The organism is Alteromonas sp. MmMcT2-2, from assembly GCF_022348305.1.
GTDB lineage: Bacteria > Pseudomonadota > Gammaproteobacteria > Enterobacterales > Alteromonadaceae > Alteromonas > Alteromonas macleodii.
On sequence record NZ_JAKRFA010000022.1, the window covers coordinates 109,128 to 125,245 of the forward strand.

Sequence of the window (16,118 nt, forward strand, 5' to 3'; positions counted from 1 at the left end):
TACCATAATTCTCCAAATGTAAGCCTAGTTAGTTATGAGGTTTACTAAATTGGACTTAACTATGACTAAAAAGACATCAAAACGTGATCTGCAAATCACATTTATTCATCAATTCAAACGCGCTACAAGAACGGAGTGGCCTGATAAGTTTCGAGTCTGCTGGCATTTTAATCCAGAGTCACTCGACTATATCTATGAACACAAAGATGAGAAGTTTATAACTAACGGCTTTGTACTCTCAGATGGGCTAGTACAGCAGCTTCCTGAGGAACTGAGAAAGAAATACTTCACTCCACCAGAAAGGTGCTTGTTATTTCTGTTCTTCGAACTACAGATCTCTGAATTCATCAACTCTAAAGAAGTGGATGATGTTGAATTTGAAAACGTGTTCGGCGTATCGAAAAAGCGTTATTTTTCGGTGGAAGCAATTGATGAATGGAGTGAGCAGATCGACTTACTTTAAGGGCTGCTTTGCAGCCCTTTTTTAAATTTCCTTATATAATTTGTAAAGTGCTGTATGTAGCCTCTTGAAATCCTTATCAAGGCTTTTCCTTTCTTCTTTACATCTCCGAACTTTCCAGGCTAGATAAAGCCGACAGAAGTTAGCGTATGAACGAGGCTTTGATTTCTGACGCTCTTTTATAAACTCATAAGTATAAGCATAAAGATCTAGAACCGTTGTTCCATATGTTTTGTACAAATAATTACCATCATATACTCTGTGGTGTATACCATTTGCTGCTCGTTCCCATTCATTCAGAATAGTTACAATTGCTTGGGTTTCAGTAGTGGCATACATTTCCTTTTTTGCGAACTCAACTATTGGCTGCTGCAGACGGTTTTGCGTTATCTTCATCAAAACAAGCCAAGCATCTCTTACTTTGTCGCTATTTTTGTAATTGTGCTCAAAGTCAACGGAGTTTTTTTCTCGGGCAGATTTCCTATTCATTTTTATGCTGACGTAAGCGAATAGTGCTGCGAGCACAGCTGCTCCAAGAGTGGAGTAAAATGTAGGGTGATACCTTGCTATACATATAAGGTAGCCCATATCCCTAAAACACTCATCCATGAACCACCTCTTCTAAACGAAAAAAGCACAATGAACTCATTGTGCTTTTAAATATAGTTTGTAGGCTTAGTTAGCCTAAATCGCCCCAATCTTCTTCTCTGTACATCGTATTACTCCTGTACGTTACTTAAAGACTAATATAACTGAATAATCACCTCAGTCAAGAAACAAGTCTTTTCTGCAGTAACCCTCTGATTGTAAAGGTTTTTTTCTTCGCCTTTGTCTATGGCAAGCTTTTCTTCGAAAAGCTTGCCATAGACAGCGAGATAGATCAACACTTATTTCCATATAATATCTACATTTTACCAAACTATCAAGATCACATGTTCGAAAGAAAAGCACCCCTAGCGGGGTGCTCAATATTATTTACTCTCCAATTTTCGCATACAAAAATACGCAGCTAGTGAAAAAATAACCCCTATCCCCACGCATCCAAACGAAATCAAAAATAACCTATATGACAATGCCTCAAAAGCAATGAGGTCGGGATAATCTAGCAATAGAAACAGTATGTTCCAAAGTGTATTAATAATTGCGACATAGCTCACTGAATTAGCAAGTGATATCCATTTTCCAGAGAGTTTAATGCAAGCGTCGAAAACGCTTTCGTAGTTAGGTCTCATAATAAATTCCTCAGTTAGTCCTATGATTAACTAAGTTCTGCTCATGAGAATTCTGCTAGATGAAAGGGATATTTTTACTTTAATTTGCGCAATGGTTGCCTTTCGTACAGCAATACAACAGTTTCAGTGTTGAAAATCGAGATGCTGATTTTACAAACGTTCGACTATTCAAAAGGGCGCGGGAATACCTCGAAGTGACTCGATACAAGCAAACTACATATTAAAAAGGACGGTACGCCTTAGGGGATAAAGCAAACACTTTATCTATATGCCGAGGTTGTAAGACGCCTCCGCATCGTCTAGCCCACTAATTTATGGCAAGAGCCAACGCCAATCTACCAGATAGGTTTAAGTCATATTTAGTCTCCTGTTATATGAAGGGGATGTTAATGGCGTACCGTCAAACCTGTTACCAGACTAATGCGTCGCGCTCACATTAATCAGTAACTATATTCAGTTTACTTCAACCGAAATTTCCATTGTCATGTAAATTATGCTGAAATTTTTCGTAATCGGAGACTATGTAGTAATAGCTGAGCCGCAATCTTTCATAAACTCAATCTGCTTGAGTCTCATGAACTCGGGTGGGAACACTACTGATAGCACAGTAAACCTCGACAGTGCAATCCTCCTGCTGGCTCGACGTGCATAGAGGTATGTGCGTTAAAGTTGCTTTGCTTATCAACACGATTCTCAAAGCCACTTGAAGCTAAAAAGGCCATAAAAAAGGGAGCGTATCGCTCCCTGAGGTCAAGTTTAAAATTAATCTAGTAACCCTAAAATTCTTCCTCCGTCACGAAAGCCTTCTAACCTTATTTCCACTATTCTGTCTTTGCTACTCTGTGCAAGCGCTTCCAGTTTGGCGAGTTCGGTGAAAAACGCATCTCTGGAAACAGACTGTGACTTCTCATCTCCTAATGGCCTTTTACTATTAAACATTAATTCGTATATGACATTACATTGGTTTTGCTGAAATTTGATTCGGTTCGTCAGCGTTACTTGCTCACTTTCAGTGAAAGAAGAGCGGGTATTTGCGAATAGACGAGCGTGGGCCTTCTCAATCTGAGTAAGAAAACGCTGGCGGTGACTATACATGTATACAAATTCATATAGCCCGTTGTCACTTTCAAATTCCTGTAGATATTTGCTAAGTATTTTTGCGCGAAGGTCGCCATTAGATTTGTTCTTGGCATTAGATGCTTCCATCTCAATAGCGATACGACAGCCAGTATTTGCATCGACGACCAGAGCATCAACCAGTCGAGGGTCATTTGCTCTATTCTCTAACTGAATAGCAATATCGCGCTCAGAAGCAAATCCCGTAATTTTCTTAGCCTTCACTAAGTCGAGAATAACAATCTGTACCGAGAGGTCATGAAGCAAATTTCGTTCGTTCACTCTGCTAGCATCTGAGCGCAGGTGTAGTTCTCTGTTGAGCAAAAATTCCGCCTCCCGAATTCCTTGGTTAGTTAGAACTATGAAGTTCCTGTCTTGGTTAGCAAAAGTAGGGTGTATAGCTACGATTTGCTTCTTTTTGAGTCTATTTACAAGTTTATTTACGGCTTCTCTAGATAGCTCCAGGTGCCGCTGAATTACGGTTTTACAGGTAACTCCAAATATTCCTGTTATCGCTATTGCGGCATTCTCTCGCTGTATGCCAAGTGACGCTGGGTCACTCTTATTAGTAATATATAGGTTGCGTGTAGAAGACTCGATTGCACGGTCTATGTAGTTCATTTCATTCTCCTGTTTTTAAATCATAACTACATAGAATCAGGCTCGGGAGAATCTTCGAATGAGCGCACAATGCTTTGCATTATGCTTAAGCTTCGCTTTGCTAAGCATACTGCTTAGCTACAACATTTTTTATTCTTAAAATGTTGTCTACTGCGTAGAAGTAAACCTTCTGCAAAGCAGAGCTGACGCGACTCGTCGCTGCTCTGCTACTTGTCACTTTGTGACTGCGGCAGAAGTTTTACTCGGAGTCAGCTACCGCTGATTTAGCCACATTCCACCAGGCTCTACTCAGGGAAAGCTGCGCTTTGAATACCCCATCGCAGAGTTCACACCGTTGGTGTTTCAGTTGCCTGCAATTACTCCGTAATTACAAGCAATTTTGCATAAGCAAAATGAAATCTGGCTAAATCTGCGATGCTGCCTCCGGCTCCGATAATAGTTCTGTTTCACAAAACTATTATCTGCGCAGTCGTTATTGAGCTTTGCTCAAGCTTTTTTACATAATCGTACCGATTACGTTGTTTGCGTCTTCGATGAGAGCGAAAAGCGAGTTGCGGGTGGTAATGGGCAAATAATTAGAAGAAAAAAGAGCACCCAGCGGGTGCTCCAAGAACATTCTATTTTTTTCGCAACCTTGCACTTTGTAAGTGACAAGCAAGTGATAATAAATAGATAAGCAAAATTAGCAAATAGCCTTTCTTTCCGGTAAACGGATAACTCTCTGCCACTTCGAATTGAGTTATTAGTTGCACAACAAAAATCGCAAACAGAATGTCTCCTATGATCATTAGTTGTGAGCTTAGTACGTCAAACAATGCGATAAAAAATTGCCGCTTACATTTCATGTATTTCTCCTTTTATGTCTTCAGCCTTAAAAAGGGCCAAACAAAGAGAACTTTTGAGGTTGCCACAAGCTTTTTCGTTAACGGCTATCTTCGTGTGTGAATCAGTATGTAAAAGTCGATGAATAGCGCGTCAGCGGTTTCTCGGATTGATTTAGTGTTTTATTTATTGTAAAAATTACACATAAATTACGCTTTTAACGTAAATCATTATTTGCGATCGTATGGTGACGAAAACGAGGAGAAAGCTGTGAAAGAAACTGAAACAAAACTAAATAAGCAGATATCAAAACACTATATTGAACACGCGTGCTCGATATCCAGCAGTGGTCAAGTCGCCAAAGATTTGAACTTAGAGCCTTCACGAGTTAGTGAAATTAAGTCTGGTAGACGTCGACTGTCGGAAAAAGAGTCGGAGGTGATACAAGAATTATATGGCTTACCTTCGACCTCGGACGGTCACTGGGTAGAGGCAGAGTTAGTAGGCCTTAGCGATTTGAATAAAGCATTTATTGATAACGGTCTACTCAATCAATTAGCGAGTGTTGTTGCGCTGGTAAATTCTGAGGGCTTTATAAATAGTGTATTAAATGTCATAAACGTTGATGAAAGGCTAGTTAAAGGCTATGTGCATATTCCGATGGTAGAAAGGGGAGAAAATACTTCTGGAACTGAACAAAAAAATAATCGACTGGTGAAAGAGCATAAAATTAAGTTACTTAATCGACTCCTTTCACATACCTATTTTCAACATTGGTGCGATACTGCCCTTCGTTTGCTGAGTGACGAAAAGGTAATCAAAAATAGAGAGTTCTATGAAAACCTTTATTACCAAAAAGATGTGACCATGCCTATTGCAATTGGTAGCGAGGTCAGATGGGATTTTCCAAATTCGGATTGCATTACTCTTCGCGGTATCTGTAAACAAATCGAGCATGGCTTTACTTTGAACTTAGACTATTACAATCCAACTCAGCACACCTTCGAACTCATTGCGTTATTAAAACTGAGTACAATTTGCCAGTTTAAGTCATTTGCGCATGTTTTTGAGGCTAACGATGGATTTAAATTCGGAAGAAAGCTAACGCTGAATCGCAAAAAACTACCTAATCAAGAGTATGTGGTAATCGGGAAATGCGTATGGGAAAGCAACGACCTGTTCCGTTTAGAGAAGCCTTTTATTGAAAAAAGTCTGCTTAAATTTGATGCCCAGACAATCAAAAAAAGTGACACCAATGAATCCCTGCTACCTATTACCTCTAATTTTGTCTCTGTAAGGCTGTTCTACACGGAGCAATACAAATACTTAGTAGAAATAAGTTTTTATCTGGAGGATTGCAGTAACCCTCACCGAACGATGCTGATTGAGATTGAGGAAAAGAATAAAGTCTTTGAAAACCTCGTTGATATATTTAAGCACTTTGGTGTAGAGCATCAAATTACTATGAAGAACATTAAGTATGCCGTCGCGAGTAAAGGGGGCTATATACCCTCAGCTATTTATTTAAAATAGACTATAATGTCGCACGACCGATTACAGTACGTATGAGTGACAATAAAGCGGTGTTCTGATACTTTTGTCTAATAAGAGGCGAATACACGCGAGCATCGCACAAAAGGACTATCTCGTCACGCTGAAGGGAATCAACCCAGTTCTCATTAGAGCACGGTCATTGGCCCTTCACGTGAACTGTATACGGAGTACGTATGAGTTCAGTGAATAAAAAAGCGCTATCAGAAACCGATATAATTTCTAAGTTCATCATGCCTGCTGTGAAACAAGCTGGTTGGGATGACATGACCCAAATCCGCCAGGAAGTAAAACTGCGTGATGGTAAAGTCGTTGTTCGTGGAATGGTGGCTGCACGTAAAAAAGTAAAATCCGCTGATATCGTGCTTTATCACAAACCCTCAATGCCCTTGGCTGTTATAGAAGCCAAAGCCAATAAGCATGAAATTGGTAAAGGGATGCAACAAGGGCTTGATTACGCCCAATTACTCGATGTGCCCTTCATTTTTGCCAGTAATGGTGACGGTTTTATCTTTCACGACAAAACGAACCCTCAGCAACTTGAAACCGAAATTAGTCTAGAAGACTTCCCAACGCCCTCACAACTGTGGGCAAAGTATTGTGCGTATAAAGGCTATAAAGAATCACAGTTACCCATTATCACGCAAGACTACTATGACGATGGTTCTGGTAAGTCTCCGCGTTACTACCAGTTACAAGCAATTAATAAAACCGTAGAAGCAGTATCCTCAGGCAAAGACAGGATTTTGCTGGTAATGGCAACAGGTACAGGTAAAACCTATACCGCCTTTCAAATCATTTGGCGCTTGTGGAAAGCCAAAGCGAAAAAGCGTGTTTTATTTCTGGCAGACCGAAATGTGCTAGTAGACCAAACCCGTATTAATGACTTTCAGCCCTTCGGCCAGGCAATGACGAAAATCACAGGCAGAAAAGTCGATCCCGCTTACGAAGTTCACTTGGCACTATATCAAGCATTGACTGGCCCCGATGAAAGCCAGAAAGCCTATAAGCAAGTCGCTCCTGAGTTCTTCGACCTTATCGTGATTGATGAGTGCCATAGAGGCAGTGCATCAGAAGAGAGTGCGTGGCGCGAAATTCTTGAATACTTTAGCTCTGCTACTCAGATTGGCTTAACTGCTACACCCAAAGAAACCGATGAAGTCTCTAACATCGACTACTTTGGTGAGCCAGTTTATATGTACTCATTAAAAGAGGGAATCGAAGACGGCTTTCTTGCCCCTTACAAGGTAGTGCGCGTGGATTTGGATATCGACTTGCAAGGTTGGCGACCAACCAAAGGGCAGGTTGATAAGCATGGTAATGAAGTAGAAGACCGAATTTACAACCAGAAAGACTTTGATCGTACTTTGGTCATCGATGAGCGCACTCAACTTGTAGCAGAAACAATTACTAATTACCTGAAACGTACCGATCCCTTAGCAAAAACCATTGTGTTCTGTAACGACATCGACCACGCCGAACGAATGCGCAGAGCGTTGATTAACTGTAACCCAGAACAGTATGCCAAAAACGATAAGTACGTAATGAAGATCACTGGTGATGATGCCATTGGTAAAGCCCAGTTGGATAACTTCATTAACCCCAAACGTACTTATCCTGTTATCGCTACTACCTCAGAGCTTATGACAACAGGCGTTGATGCGAAAACCTGTAAGCTGGTAGTGCTCGACCAGAACATTCAGAGTATGACCAAGTTCAAACAGATCATCGGCAGAGGCACGCGTATCGATGATAAATTTGGCAAGCTCTGGTTTACCATTCTGGATTTTAAGAAAGCCACAGAGTTGTTTGCCGATGAACGCTTCGACGGTATCCCAGAAAAAGTCATTAGCACCAAGCCCAGCGATATCAATGATGCCGATTCTGATTTCGACGATATTTTAGAAGGACACGACTCAGAGGATGAAACTGAAGGCACTACAGATAGCCCTGATAATCTCGGCAGCGATGATGACTTTGATTTTCCTGAAGGTGGGGATGTACCACAAACAGGCTGGGATGACGACGAAGAAACGACAGTTACCAAATATCACATCAATGGTGTCGCAGTTAAGAAAGTCGGGGAGCGCGTTCAGTATTATGATGAAGACGGCAAACTCGTTACTGAATCATTTAAAGACTACACCAAGAAGACCCTCACTAAATCTTTTGCATCCCTTAATGATTTCATCAAGCGCTGGAACAGTGCTGAGCGTAAACAAGCCATCATCGATGAACTAGCGTCTGAAGGGGTTATTTGGGAAGTATTGGAAGCAGAAATCGGGAAAGAGTTAGATCCCTTTGATATGATATGCCACGTTGTTTTCGACCAGCCTCCGCTAACGCGCAAAGAACGCGCAAACAATGTTAAAAAGCGCAACTACTTCACTAAGTACAGCGAAATGGCGCAGGCCGTTTTGAATGAACTGTTGAATAAATACAGCGATGAGGGCGTAGAGGCGCTGGAAAGCAAAGACGCCCTTAAAACAGGTAAAGTTGTAGAATTTGGCCGCCCCATCGAAATTGCCAAGAAAGGATTTGGTGGGCCAAAACAATATGAAGCAGCCATAGCTGAACTGGAAAAAGCCATCTACGACACCACACCAAATAAATCAGCCTGAGCACCGCTCAGGCCGCAAAATAAAGAATCAGAGAAATAAAAAAAGTATGTCGATCAGTACCGTTATTAAATCCATTCAGGACATTATGAGAAAAGACGCTGGCGTTGATGGTGATGCCCAGCGTTTAGGCCAGATGTCATGGTTACTCTTCCTAAAAATATTCGATGCGCAGGAAGAAGAGCTGGAATTCGAAATGGATGACTACCGTGAGCCAATTCCACCTAAGTATCTGTGGCGCAATTGGGCAGCAGATGATGAAGGGATCACAGGTGATGAGTTAATGGAGTTTGTGAATGATGACTTGTTCCCAGCGCTTAAAAACCTGACAGCCCCAATCGATAAGAACCCGCGCGGTTTTATCGTGCGCGAAGCGTTCTCCGATGCTTTTAATTACATGAAGAACGGTACGCTGTTACGTCAGGTGATCAACAAGCTAAATGAAGTAGACTTCACTGACTCTAAAGAACGTCATTTATTCGGTGACATCTACGAGCAGATACTACGTGACTTACAGAGTGCGGGTAATGCAGGGGAATTCTACACGCCTCGTGCCGTTACACGTTTTATCGTAGACCGAGTAGACCCTAAATTAGGCGACAAAGTATTTGATCCGGCTTGTGGCACAGGTGGGTTTCTAGCTTGTTCAGTTGACCACGTTAAATCAAAATATGTAAAAACCGTAGCCGACCATAAAACGCTGCAAAACCAAATTCACGGTGTAGAGAAAAAACAATTACCGCACCTGTTAGCTACCACAAACATGATGCTTCACGGTATTGAAGTACCCGTGCAAATCCGGCATGACAATACGCTTAATCGCCCACTTTCAAACTGGGATAGCGAGTTTGATGTTATCGTTACCAACCCACCATTTGGTGGAACAGAAGAAGACGGTATCGAAAAGAACTTCCCCTCAGATATGCAAACACGGGAAACCGCCGATCTGTTCTTGCAGCTGATCATAGAAGTGCTCAAAGACGGTGGACGCGCCGCTGTGGTATTGCCAGACGGCACGCTGTTCGGTGAAGGTGTTAAAACCAAAATCAAAAAGCTGCTCACAGAAGAATGTAATCTGCACACCATAGTTCGACTTCCTAATGGCGTGTTTAACCCTTACACAGGCATTAAAACCAACCTGCTGTTTTTCACCAAAGGAAAGCCAACCAAAGAGATTTGGTTTTACGAGCACCCTTACCCAGACGGCGTAAAAAACTACTCCAAAACCAAGCCAATGAAGTTTGAGGAATTTCAAACCGAACAGGAATGGTGGGGTACAGAAGCCGATGGTTTTGCTAGCCGTGTAGAAAACGAACAAGCCTGGAAAGTTTCAATCGAAGAGGTCATCGAACGCAATTTCAACCTCGATATTAAAAACCCGCACGTTGGCGAAGTAGAAAGCCACGATCCTGATGAACTGCTTGCGCAATACGAAACACAACAGCATGAAATTCAGGTATTACGTGATCAGCTAAAAGACATACTGGCGGAAGCTCTGTCATCAGGCGCTGAGGGTGAAGCTTAATGTCAGTAGAAAGTATCATTACTGAAAACCTGGATGTCTGGACATCGGCAATTAAAACCAAGTCTGCGTCAGGGCGGGGTAGTTCCAAGAAGTTAGAGCTTTTTGGGATAAAGAAACTACGTGAGTTGATTTTAGACTTAGCAGTCAGAGGTAAACTTGTTCAACAGGATCCAAATGACGAGCCTACTTCTAAATTGATTGGGCGAATTAAATTCGAACAAGATAAGTTAGTTGAAGAACAGACGATAAAAAGGCTAAAGCCTCTACCGCCGATTTCAAATGAAGAGAAAACCTTTCAATTACCTGAAAACTGGGAATGGTGCCGGATTGGGTCATTATTTAACAGCATCGTCAGTGGAGGCACTCCTAGTAAAAGAGAGCCAACATATTGGAATGGCGATATACCTTGGGCAAGTGTGAAAGATCTGGGCAACGAGTTATTCCTGAGTAAAACTCAAGACTATATCACCCAGAAAGGATTAATAGCCGGAAGTAAACTAGCTGAAAAGGGAAACCTGTTAATTTGTACCCGAATGGGCTTAGGGAAAATAGCAATAGTTGACGTGCCAATGGCCTTTAATCAAGACCTAAAGGCTGTAGCTGTCTCAAAACAGATTGACTTAGGTTTTTTCATTAATGCATTTAAAACTATCAAAATTGAAGGGACTGGGACAACTGTAGCAGGAATAACGCAGGAGCAATTGACAAATTATCCTATTGCTCTTCCTCCCTATAATGAGCAAGTGCGAATAGTCGCCAAAATTGATGCATTAATGGCTCTCTGTGACCAACTAGAGTCACAAACCGAAGCCAGTATCGAAGCGCACCAAACACTCGTTAAATCACTGTTAGGAACGCTCACCAACGCAAAAGATTCGGACGAACTAAACGAAAGCTGGCAGCGCATCAGCGAACACTTCGACGTGCTATTCACCACAGAAGACAGCATCGACCAGCTAAAACAAACCATCCTGCAACTCGCAGTAATGGGCAAACTGGTAAAACAAGATTCCAACGACGAACCTGCATCAAAATTGCTCGAACGCATCGCCGCAGAAAAAGAACAGCTAATCAAAGATAAGAAAATTAAAAAGCAAAAAAAACTGCCGCCAATCACTGACGAGCTAAAAAATTTTTCCATACCACCATCATGGCGATGGGCACGATTTGAAAGTATTTTTTATGACTTGAAGTACGGGACATCTAAAAAATCGGATTATGATATAGATGGTAGCGCAGTGCTAAGAATTCCAAATATTGTTAGCGGAGAGGTTACGTTAGACGATTTGAAGTTTTCAAAAATGTCCGAAGACGAAGTAAGAGAGTTAAAATTATGTAAAGGTGATTTGCTATTTATAAGATCTAACGGCAGCTTGGGAATTGTGGGACGTTCAACATTGGTTGAAAATGATCTGGATAAATTTGTCTATGCTGGTTACCTTGTCCGTGCAAGATTGCCAGTTAAAAATGTAAGCTCAGAATTTATAACTTTACTTATGAAAACTAGGCTTTTACGAGACCAAATTGAAAAGCCAATCAGGACAACGACTGGGGTTAAGAATATAAACTCAACTGAGCTAGGTCTTTTATATTTTCCTCTACCACCGCTCAATGAACAAAATCGAATTGTAGAAAAGGTTGAGCAATTAGGTGCGGTTATAAAGCGTCTAACCGCTGGGGTTCAAAATTTGAACTATGCAAAATGTAAATTGTGTGATTTTGTAGAGATGGCTTGATGACAAAGCAGTCTAATGGTTCTTGGTTATTTAAAGAAAAGTTCAAACACGAAGTCGATCATTGGTAAATAGAGCTATCTGGTAGGTCATTCTATTGATAAACATAATCGAAATTCAGCAAAGAATGTCTCAAGGCTTTACTAAGCCTTGGCTATGTCTTGGTGATGACAATAAGAAATATGTGGTAAAACGACTCAATGCTACTTACAAAGGCTGCATATATGAATGGGTCTCGGCAAAACTTGGACAGGCTATTGGACTGCCAATACCACGCTGCTGTTTGGTTTATATCGACGAAAGCCTTGTCGAGTATGACTTTGAACTGATTCATGACTTAGGCTGTGGTATCGGATTTGCTACTGAGTATCAAGACGACCTTCAGGAGGTAAGTCTTGAGCGTATAAATTTAGCCGATAAAGGTATACTCAAAGATCTTTTTTTGTTTGATTATTGGATTAATAATGAAGATCGTACCCTCGGAGAGAGTGGGGGAAACCCAAACCTATATTACAACGTCGTTTCAAAAGAACTTGTAGTTTTTGATCACAACCTAGCCTTTGATAAGGAGTTCACAATTGATGAGTTGAGGAGGTGTCACGTGGCAGGAAGCGTCCTCAGAGGACAAACTGACTTGTTTGCTCCTGAAATTGATAGACAAGTTGTATCTTCTCGGTTTGCTACAGCATTTCAAGGGCTTGACGACATATTGGAAGAAATCCCCGAAGAATGGCTAGAAGACATAGCAGATGCAGATGGAGAAATTGAAAGGATCAAGGTAGTATTGGGTAAGTATCAAAGTGACGAGTTCTGGGAGGCAATAAAGTGAAAAAGCAAAATACTGTTTTCGAATATGCAGTCGTGCGCTTTATGCCGTTTATTGAGACCAGAGAGTTCGCAAACGTCGGGATAGTTATAATCGAGCCTAAGTCTGGATGCTTTGGATACAAGCTAGCCCCGAAACGCTTTGGAAGGGTTACTACTTTCTTTGAAGGGATAGATAAGCAGCTTTACAAACAATCTTTAGATAATTTTGAAGCTGAGCTTATCAGAGTTAAAGATTTTATCCGTTCTAAAAATGTCAGAGGTAAAGAGCTGGTTACGTTGTTTCGGGAAGTTACTCGTAAACGTGAGTCTGTTTTACATTTCGGCGCTGTAGGTAGGCTAATGGGGAGTGAGATCGATACGACCCTGAGTAATCTTTTTCAAAGGTTTGTCGCGAGAGATTTTGTAACGCCAAAATACCGTGAGCAGCAAATGGTTAAAGCTTTGCGCGAGACTTTAGCTACACAGCTAACGCATAAATATTATGAACGTAAGCTTAAAGCTGGTGTATACGAATTTAAGCTCCCCTTTGTAAGTGACACAGATGAAGGCAAGAGAGTAATTAAGCCTCTTGCATTTGATCAGAAGACTGCAATGAATGCAGCAGATCATGGTCATAATTGGTTAAACCGAATGCAAGCTCTGGTCAATAAAGGCATTGTCGAGGCAGGTCAAGCACTCGTGACAGTGGAGAAACCCCAAAAAAGTAAACATGACTTTTTCGATGTATACGAAGAGGTAACAGGTAAACTTCTTGAGGTGGGAATACAGCTGGAGCAGTTCGAAAACACCGATAAGATTATAGAGTTTGCGCGTGGTTCTGACATGCCAGCGGAGCATGAAAATTATTGGCAGTAATTGGGGGTCAAATAGGGGCCAAAAGTTAAGTGCTAATGAGTAATATTGAGTAATTGAATTTATGACTACAAAGCTACATCCCGCTGAAAATAACACATCAGCACTCATCCGCGACGAAGCCTCATTTGGCTTCAAAATGCCGTTTTATATATTCCCAAAACGTTGTCATTAGGTCTTGTTCTTTCTCCACCTGACATATTGAGGATATTAAAAGGGTCTAGCAAGATTCCCCAATCTTTCGGACTCTTTTAATTTATAACGCATATGATATTAATGGTCTATTAAGGCTGTGGCACGGGTAATTTTTTATTGCGTGTAATCACTCATCGTTCCAAAAAGGTTTAATCTCAAACAAATTAACTGAACTATAAGTCCGCTAGAAAAATTCAAAAAACACGTTGTAAATGGAGGAACGCAGTATGGTAAGGGATTACGACTCTCAGCCTAGTTTTGCTTATGAAAAACAAGAAACGCCTGAATCGAGAACTGATAAAAACGAAGCCAAGCCTTCAGAAAACCAAAACGAGCAGCCACTTAAGAGCTTAGACGTAAGCGATTTAGAATCTAAATTCATTCTGAAAGCCAGAAAAAAAATAAGGTTGTTTGACCCCGAAGGTATCTATCAATTTAAAGGAAGCGCGATACCTTATTATCAGTCTTTTATGCACCTGATTTCACTGCTGCTCTCATTATACTTAATTACCTGTTATTTCGCGCTTATTGTTTTTTCAGAGCTTGAGCATCTAGATGGGGTGGGCAACACATCTGATTTAACAATGATAGACAAGTTATTCATGATAACCCTCGCAGTGCTAACCGTCTTGAAGCTAAAGAAACTGATATCTGTGAAGGTCACTCACTATGACGTCAGATATAAATTGGCGCTAGCGGCTAACGGATTCAACTGCATCGTTATAAATTTAGTAAAATTCTCAATTTACTTTTTAGCACTCGCTTTATTCTTAATAGGTTTAGACCACCCAAACGAAACAATATTAGGCGCTTTCGAAAGGTTAGGAAACGGAGTGATAGCAGATTTTCTCGTTTTTTCCTCATGGATAGTAACATCGCTTATTTTTGTGAAAGCGTTTAAGCGTTTTGGCAAGGAGTAAACTTATGAAGTATCTTATTATCTTAGCCATCTTCTTAGTTTTCTCTTCACAAGTATATGCAAAAGAACGTTTACCTTCCAACTGTGCCCACCTAAGTGAAGTGTCAAAAGCTTCCTTTGTACTATTCAACAAAAAAGAATTTATGCAATTAGGAGAGTGCTTAGCAATAGCAGCGCTTAAAAACCAAAAGAAGCTTGATCTTGTGCGGTCTTGCAATGAAGTAGATGAGGATAGACGGAACTTTTTGGGGATACTTTCTCTGTCTAAGCTGGAGTCAATTCTGCTAGGGCAATGTATGGGAACAATTAACTATATCTATGAACACTACAATAAAGAAAGAGTAAGTAACTATAGGTATCGTTCAAGTAACCGCATAGTTTACCGCTGCAACAAAGGTGTGAAAGCAGTAGATATTCTTAGGAATATTAAAACGGAGGAAATAGGGCGGGAGGATATACGTGAGTTACTTTGTGACGAGGTGTATTACTGATGGAAAACGTAGAAGTTCAATCGTTCCTAGATTTGGCTCGCGTCTGCCTAAAAACAGAGGACTTACCAGACAGTATTCGAATTCCATTGAATACCATATTTGCTAAAAAAAGCGGTGCAAACCTATATAGACCGAAAATAGTTTGCGAAAAAACAAAAGGTATTCCACAAAACAAACATCCTATTCTTAAAGGTAGGCGAAACTCTGTTAGGAATATTCTGTGTATTTGGTATCTATTAAATGGAGATACCAAAAAGACGAAGGAATTTCTGCAAAGCTATGCGAAGTCAGGGATGACTGAAAAATATGACCAAGAGTTGATGGAGCTTGCTAATCAGCAGTATTTAGAGTTTTTTTGCTTAGGCGTAGTTAGAGAAAATGTCCATGAAATTATTGAAACGCTTAATTCGTCTGAGTTCGATTTGTTCAGGGATAAACTGCCATCCCCGTTTTTTTCCAATCAGAATGATCCTTCTGATATATCGCCAATTTTAACAGCGTATTCTCAAGTCATTCCCTGGGAAGATTACATGGGCCGATACGAGGAAGCAGAGCGTTTCTTTAGTGACAAGCAGTATGAAAAGGCTAAAGAGGTACTGCGCAAACTTGAAGAAGACGCCGTCATTCGTCTACCTGTAGTTGAGGCACTGAATAAGAAAATAAAGGCTATCGAGGCAGAGGCGGAGGAAGCTTGGAATTATTTTCAGAAAATGTTGAATTAATGCTTGTTTGTGCGGAGCACAAATAAAAACTGGCTATCGTCGAAACAAAGGAGATAGCCATGACAACATTACGCAAACTTTTCAACCAATACGAATCGGCTGAGTGCCGTAAGTACATCTCTAAAGCTGTTCAGATAGAGGAAGGCCTTAAGTCTGGTAAAAGCTATGCTGAACTTGGCGGACGTAAATTGAGCTTAGCGAAAGGCTTGATACGATTTAAACTAGGCAACTACCGCCTCATATTCAAAAAAGCTCGTGAAGAGTTCATTCCTGCCAGTTTAATTCAACGAAAGCACTTAGAACGTTTCCTTAAGCGAAGGTGATACGTGTTTGTGTAAGCGATCAATATAGACCGTTGTGATTCGTTTAGTGTTTGAGGCTATCTTCGTTTAAGGAGATGCGTTCTATATCTAACCGTGCTTCACAGCCGAAG

General features: G+C 40.8%; 13 protein-coding genes. 11 read left to right on the forward strand and 2 right to left on the reverse strand.

Annotated features, from left to right (window positions below; translation table 11 throughout):
• Nucleotides 1-61 precede the first annotated feature (61 nt).
• Nucleotides 62-463: a hypothetical protein gene (locus tag MHM99_RS13605; RefSeq protein WP_239219747.1), complete on the forward strand. Its 402-nt coding sequence runs from the start codon at nucleotides 62-64 to the stop codon at nucleotides 461-463.
• A gap of 21 nt (nucleotides 464-484) precedes the next feature.
• On the opposite strand, the gene MHM99_RS13610 is transcribed toward MHM99_RS13605, so the two are convergent.
• Together MHM99_RS13610 and MHM99_RS13615 are read right to left on the reverse strand one after the other, a co-directional pair.
• On the reverse strand, nucleotides 485-1,069 hold the full coding sequence (locus MHM99_RS13610) for a DUF4760 domain-containing protein (RefSeq protein WP_239219749.1): 585 nt from the start codon (nucleotides 1,067-1,069) through the stop codon (nucleotides 485-487).
• A 1,385-nt stretch (nucleotides 1,070-2,454) separates the two neighbouring features.
• Nucleotides 2,455-3,429 carry a hypothetical protein gene (locus MHM99_RS13615; protein WP_239219751.1) on the reverse strand — a complete coding sequence of 325 codons (975 nt, stop codon included), beginning with the start codon at nucleotides 3,427-3,429 and terminating at the stop codon, nucleotides 2,455-2,457.
• 1,092 nt (nucleotides 3,430-4,521) lie between these two features.
• On the opposite strand from MHM99_RS13615, the gene MHM99_RS13620 reads away from it, so the two are divergent.
• The 10 genes from MHM99_RS13620 (at nucleotide 4,522) to MHM99_RS13665 (ending at nucleotide 16,008) form a co-directional block, all read left to right on the forward strand.
• Nucleotides 4,522-5,784, forward strand: coding sequence for a hypothetical protein (locus tag MHM99_RS13620; protein ID WP_239219753.1), 1,263 nt, complete (start codon nucleotides 4,522-4,524; stop codon nucleotides 5,782-5,784).
• A 194-nt stretch (nucleotides 5,785-5,978) separates the two neighbouring features.
• A complete protein-coding gene (locus MHM99_RS13625) occupies nucleotides 5,979-8,423 on the forward strand; it encodes a DEAD/DEAH box helicase family protein (RefSeq protein ID WP_239219755.1) in 2,445 nt (814 codons plus the stop codon).
• Between the two features lie 46 nt (nucleotides 8,424-8,469).
• Nucleotides 8,470-9,945 carry a type I restriction-modification system subunit M gene (locus MHM99_RS13630; RefSeq protein WP_239219757.1) on the forward strand — a complete coding sequence of 492 codons (1,476 nt, stop codon included), beginning with the start codon at nucleotides 8,470-8,472 and terminating at the stop codon, nucleotides 9,943-9,945.
• Nucleotides 9,945-11,681, forward strand: coding sequence for a restriction endonuclease subunit S (locus MHM99_RS13635; protein ID WP_239219759.1), 1,737 nt, complete (start codon nucleotides 9,945-9,947; stop codon nucleotides 11,679-11,681). The genes MHM99_RS13630 and MHM99_RS13635 overlap by 1 nt, the downstream gene beginning before the upstream one ends.
• A 94-nt stretch (nucleotides 11,682-11,775) precedes the next feature.
• A complete protein-coding gene (locus tag MHM99_RS13640; protein WP_239219761.1) occupies nucleotides 11,776-12,507 on the forward strand; it encodes a HipA family kinase in 732 nt (243 codons plus the stop codon).
• On the forward strand, nucleotides 12,504-13,361 hold the full coding sequence (locus MHM99_RS13645; protein ID WP_239219763.1) for a DUF3037 domain-containing protein: 858 nt from the start codon (nucleotides 12,504-12,506) through the stop codon (nucleotides 13,359-13,361). The genes MHM99_RS13640 and MHM99_RS13645 overlap by 4 nt, the downstream gene beginning before the upstream one ends.
• Nucleotides 13,362-13,780: 419 nt before the next feature.
• Entirely contained in the window at nucleotides 13,781-14,473 is a 693-nt protein-coding gene (locus MHM99_RS13650) for a hypothetical protein (protein ID WP_239219765.1), read from the forward strand.
• Nucleotides 14,474-14,477: 4 nt separating this feature from the next.
• A complete protein-coding gene (locus MHM99_RS13655; RefSeq protein WP_239219767.1) occupies nucleotides 14,478-14,963 on the forward strand; it encodes a hypothetical protein in 486 nt (161 codons plus the stop codon).
• Complete coding sequence (locus MHM99_RS13660) at nucleotides 14,963-15,685, forward strand: hypothetical protein (protein WP_239219769.1); 723 nt, start codon at nucleotides 14,963-14,965, stop codon at nucleotides 15,683-15,685. Before MHM99_RS13655 ends, MHM99_RS13660 begins: the two co-directional genes overlap by 1 nt.
• A gap of 59 nt (nucleotides 15,686-15,744) precedes the next feature.
• Complete coding sequence (locus MHM99_RS13665; protein WP_239219771.1) at nucleotides 15,745-16,008, forward strand: hypothetical protein; 264 nt, start codon at nucleotides 15,745-15,747, stop codon at nucleotides 16,006-16,008.
• Nucleotides 16,009-16,118 lie beyond the last annotated feature (110 nt).

What these genes read in the sequence shown, in the direction of transcription:
- MHM99_RS13650 (WP_239219765.1), top strand. Translation starts at nt 13,781, where the DNA reads ATGGTAAGGGATTACGACTCTCAGCCTAGTTTTGCTTATGAAAAACAA.
- MHM99_RS13625 (WP_239219755.1), top strand. Translation starts at nt 5,979, where the DNA reads ATGAGTTCAGTGAATAAAAAAGCGCTATCAGAAACCGATATAATTTCT.
- MHM99_RS13630 (WP_239219757.1), top strand. Translation starts at nt 8,470, where the DNA reads ATGTCGATCAGTACCGTTATTAAATCCATTCAGGACATTATGAGAAAA.
- MHM99_RS13605 (WP_239219747.1), top strand. Translation starts at nt 62, where the DNA reads ATGACTAAAAAGACATCAAAACGTGATCTGCAAATCACATTTATTCAT.
- MHM99_RS13615 (WP_239219751.1), bottom strand. Translation starts at nt 3,429, where the DNA reads ATGAACTACATAGACCGTGCAATCGAGTCTTCTACACGCAACCTATAT.
- MHM99_RS13610 (WP_239219749.1), bottom strand. Translation starts at nt 1,069, where the DNA reads ATGGATGAGTGTTTTAGGGATATGGGCTACCTTATATGTATAGCAAGG.
- MHM99_RS13655 (WP_239219767.1), top strand. Translation starts at nt 14,478, where the DNA reads ATGAAGTATCTTATTATCTTAGCCATCTTCTTAGTTTTCTCTTCACAA.
- MHM99_RS13660 (WP_239219769.1), top strand. Translation starts at nt 14,963, where the DNA reads ATGGAAAACGTAGAAGTTCAATCGTTCCTAGATTTGGCTCGCGTCTGC.
- MHM99_RS13665 (WP_239219771.1), top strand. Translation starts at nt 15,745, where the DNA reads ATGACAACATTACGCAAACTTTTCAACCAATACGAATCGGCTGAGTGC.
- MHM99_RS13635 (WP_239219759.1), top strand. Translation starts at nt 9,945, where the DNA reads ATGTCAGTAGAAAGTATCATTACTGAAAACCTGGATGTCTGGACATCG.